Annotated in this window: 2 protein-coding genes and 1 pseudogene; 1 reads left to right on the top strand and 2 read right to left on the bottom strand. The window is 75.7% G+C overall.

What is annotated here, in order from left to right; genetic code table 11:
* Nucleotides 1–2,633, bottom strand: a 2,633-nt coding sequence (locus WH07_RS29525) for a UvrD-helicase domain-containing protein (RefSeq protein WP_063775848.1), incomplete at its 3' end; no start/stop codon positions are given.
* 398 nt (nucleotides 2,634–3,031) lie between these two features.
* Nucleotides 3,032–3,502, bottom strand: a complete 471-nt coding sequence (locus WH07_RS29515) for an MGMT family protein (RefSeq protein ID WP_106409709.1) — start codon at nucleotides 3,500–3,502, stop codon at nucleotides 3,032–3,034.
* A 230-nt stretch (nucleotides 3,503–3,732) separates the two neighbouring features.
* On the opposite strand from WH07_RS29515, the pseudogene WH07_RS41435 reads away from it, so the two are divergent.
* Nucleotides 3,733–3,918: pseudogene (locus tag WH07_RS41435) on the top strand (hypothetical protein); the annotation flags it as partial.

The following is a 3,918-nucleotide window of genomic DNA, read 5'->3' as shown; positions in this document are numbered from 1 at the left end:
GTGATGTCCCTGGGCTCGACGCCGAGTTCGGTGAGGAAGCGGGAGGGCTGGTCGCCGTCGTCGGCGGGGGCCTTGACGGCGGTGACGACGAGGCGGTCGCGGGCGCGGGTCGCGGCTACGTAGAACAGCCTGCGCTCTTCTGTAAGGAGGGCGCCCGGGGTGAGGGGTTCCGCGAGGCCGTCGCGCCCGATCCTGTCTGCCTCCAGGAGGGAGCCGCGGCGCCGGAGGTCGGGCCAGAGGCCCTCCTGCACTCCGGCGACGACGACGAGGCGCCATTCGAGGCCCTTGGAACGGTGGGCCGTCATCAGGCGTACGGCGTCGGGGCGTACGGCGCGGCGGCTGAGGGTGTCGGCGGCGATGTCCTGGGCGTCGAGCTCCTCCAGGAAGTTGAGGGCGCCGCGCCCGCCGGTGCGTTCTTCGGCGCGGGCGGCGGCGTCGAAGAGGGCGCAGATGGCGTCGAGGTCGCGGTCGGCGTTACGGCCGGCCGCGCCGCCGCGCAGGGCGGACCATTCGAGCCGGCCGGGCCAGTTGGTGCCGTTCCACAGCTCCCAGAGGGCCTCTTCGGCAGTGCCGCCGCCTTCGAGCAGCTCGCGCGCCTTGCGCAGAAGCGCGCCGAGCCGCTGCGCGCCTCGGGCGTACGCCGGATCGTGCGCCACCAGCCGCTCGGGCTCGGCGAGCGCCCGCGCGAGCAGTACGTCGGACGGCGCGGGCGTACGGTTCCCCCCGGCCCGCTCCTCATCGCGCAACGCCCGCCCGAGCCGCCGCAGATCGGCCGCGTCCATGCCGCCGAGGGGCGAGGAGAGCAGGGCGAGAGCGGTCTCGGTATCGAGCCACCCGTCCGCTGGTGCGATGGCCTCGCGCGGCCGGGGACCGGCCCCCGCGCCCGCCGCGGCCGGGGTGTCGGCGCCGCCCTCAGAGGCGGCCTCCGCACCACCCGGCAGTGCGTTCGCCGGAACGCCGGGGGCGTCGGCCTCCGACGCGGAAGCGTCCGTCGTTCCGACCGCCGAGCCGTCAGGAACCCTGGCCGCGGGACCACGCTCCGGGGAGCCCGGAGCCCTGGCCTCCGTGTCCGTGGAGACACCGGGCGCCGGACCGCCCGGCAGGGCACCAGCCGAGCCGCCGGAGGCACCGGCTGCCGATGCCGGACCGTCCACCGGGCCGTCAAACGCCACGCCGTCCGGCAGCGCCCCCGCATCGCCTACCCCCGCCGCCGGGCCGTCCGGGCCCGACGACCGGTCCAGCGCCGCGCTCGCCACCGCCCGCAGTGCCGTCAGCAGTGGGGACACCGCTGGTTCGTGGCGCAGGGGGGCCGCGTCGCCCGTCACTTCCAGGGGGACACCGGCCGAGGTGAGGGCCCGGCGGATGGCGGGGATGGTGCGGCCGCCCGCGCGGACCAGGACTGCCATGTCGGTCCAGGGGACACCGTCCTCCAGGTGGGCGCGGCGGAGGATGTCGGCGATGTTGTCCAGTTCCGTGGACGGGGTCGGGAAGGTGTAGGTCTCGACCCGGCCGCCCTCCCGTACCGGCGACGGCTCCCGGTGCACCCGTACCTTCTCCGCCGGCAGCCTGGTGAGCGGCATACGGCGTGTCAGCAGCCGGGTCGCCGCCAGCAGCGCCGCGCCCGAGCGGCGGGACGTGGTGAGGACCGCCACCGGCGCCGGGCGGCCGTCCGCGCGCGGGAAGGCGGACGGGAAGTCCAGGATGCCGTTCACGTCCGCGCCCCGGAACGCGTAGATCGACTGGTCCGGGTCGCCGAACGCGACCAGCGTGCGCCCCCCGCCCGCCAGCGCGCGCAGCAGCCGTACCTGCGCCGGGTCGGTGTCCTGGTACTCGTCCACGAACACCGCGTCGTACTGGGCGACCAGCCGTTCCGCGACCCCGGGCCGCCGGGCCAGCAGCACCGCCCGGTGGACCAGCTCCGCGTAGTCGAGTACGCCCTGCATGTCCAGGACGTCCAGATACTCCGCCAGGAACGACGCCGCGGCCGACCAGTCGGGACGCCCGGTGCGCCGCGCGAACGCCGCCAGCGCGTCCGGGCCCAGGCCCAGCTCACGGCTCCGTGCCAGCACCGCCCGTACCTCGTCGGCGAACCCGCGCGTCGTCAGACAGGCGCGCAGCTCGTCCGGCCACCCCGCCCGGCCCCGCCCCTCGCGCTCCAGATCGATCTGGCCCGCGAGCAGATCCCGTACCGCGACATCCTGCTCGGGGCCGGAGAGCAGCCGCAGCGGTTCGGTGAAGAGATCCGCGTCCTGGTGCGCGCGGATCAGGGCGTAGCAGAACGAGTGGAACGTCGTCGCCTGCGGGCCGCGTCCGCCGCCGAGCCGGACCGCCATCCGGTCGCGCAGTTCCACCGCCGCCTTGCGGCTGAAGGTGAGCACCAGGATCCGTTCCGGATCCGCGCCCCGCCCGACCCGCGCAGCGACCGACTCGACGAGCGTGGTGGTCTTGCCCGTACCGGGGCCCGCGAGCACCAGCAGCGGCCCCGTCCCGTGGTCAACCACCCCGCGCTGGGCTGCGTCCAGCTCAGGGGGGTCCACCGGGACCGGCGGCGTGCGCACCAGCCGGTACGCACCCGGGGTCCGCTGCCGTACCCGACGGTGCGGGGTACGCCCGGTGGAGGAGGAGGAACTCACGTGGATCGCCGGTCCTGGAGAGGGTGCTGGTGGTGACGGGGGTGCCTGGGGCACGCGTGACGCGCGCCGACGACGCTACGCCGTCGGGCGGCCGGGACGCAGGGAGTCCCGCTTCTGCCGGGACCGCCAGGGGCACTGCGCGGAGTACGCGCGGAAGGGCCGGGGGCGTCCGCACAGCCGGTACGACGGGCCGTCGGATGTCCCGTACGCTCCGCGAACCGGCCCGCCGGGTCCGCCGTACGCGTCGCGCCGCCGCCACCCGCCGTACGCCCGGCCGTCCGGTCCGTACGATCCCGCGCGCGCCCGTCCGCGCGCCCCGGCGTACGCCTTCATCCCGGACGTACGGGCTTCCGCGCCCGCTCCGCGCTCCCCGCTCCGCCGTCGTATGGCTGAAGCTGTCATATGTGAGCCGAACCGTCCGCGCCCGGGCCCGCGCCGTCCCAGCGTGCCCGTTTCATGTCCAGCCGCGGCACATGCCCCTCCGCGCTCCGCGCCGCCTCGCGCAGCGGGGTGCCCTCCTCGCGATAGTGGGCCAGGGCCGACAGTTCGTGCCCCGGGAGCAGCGCGCCGTCCGAGCGGACGACCCGCCACCAGGGCACGGCGCCGCCGTAGAGGGCCATGGCCCGGCCGACCTGGCGCGGGCCGCCCTCGCCGAGCCACTCCGCGACATCGCCGTACGTCATCACACGGCCGGCCGGGATCAGCTCGGCGACATCCAGCACCCGCTCCGCGTAGTCGGGCAGCTCGGACGGCTCTCCGGGCCCGCCGCCCGGCGGCTCCTCCGGCAGCTCCCCGACCCACTCCCCCGACAGCTCCCCCGGCGGCTCCCGGGTCGGGTCGGCCTTCGGCTCACGCTTCTCTTTCCTCATCCGGCCCATCCTGCCGCACCCCTCCGACAGCCCCTCCGGTTGTCCACATCGGAGCGCGTCCGGCCGGTCACCCTTTGTACGTACAGTCGCAAAGGGGCGCATCTCACCCGCCCCGAGCCCCCGCAATGCACCCTGATGCCCCCGTCTGTCGTCGGCTCGTGCCACCATCGTCCCGGCGGTGACTGGTGATACGAGATCAAGAAGAGACGGATTCGGCGGAGGAGCGTGCCGTGCAGCCATCTGCGACGGCGGACACCTCCGGCGCTGAACCGCGCCCGGAAGCGGTCCGGGAGGCAGTCCGGAAGACGGTGAGGAGAGCCCGGGCCGGTACGGTCGAGCCCTCCGCCGACCCCGGCGCCGGCCCGGACACCGCCGGCAACGGCAACGGCCCCGGGCCCGCGAACCCCCCGCCGGGC

Origin of the sequence: Streptomyces odonnellii, assembly GCF_000981895.1 — a bacterium.
Classification (GTDB): Bacteria; Actinomycetota; Actinomycetes; order Streptomycetales; family Streptomycetaceae; genus Streptomyces; species Streptomyces odonnellii.
The sequence above is the reverse complement of the archived record's forward strand: the minus strand, read 5'-3'. Positions and strand labels throughout refer to the sequence as shown.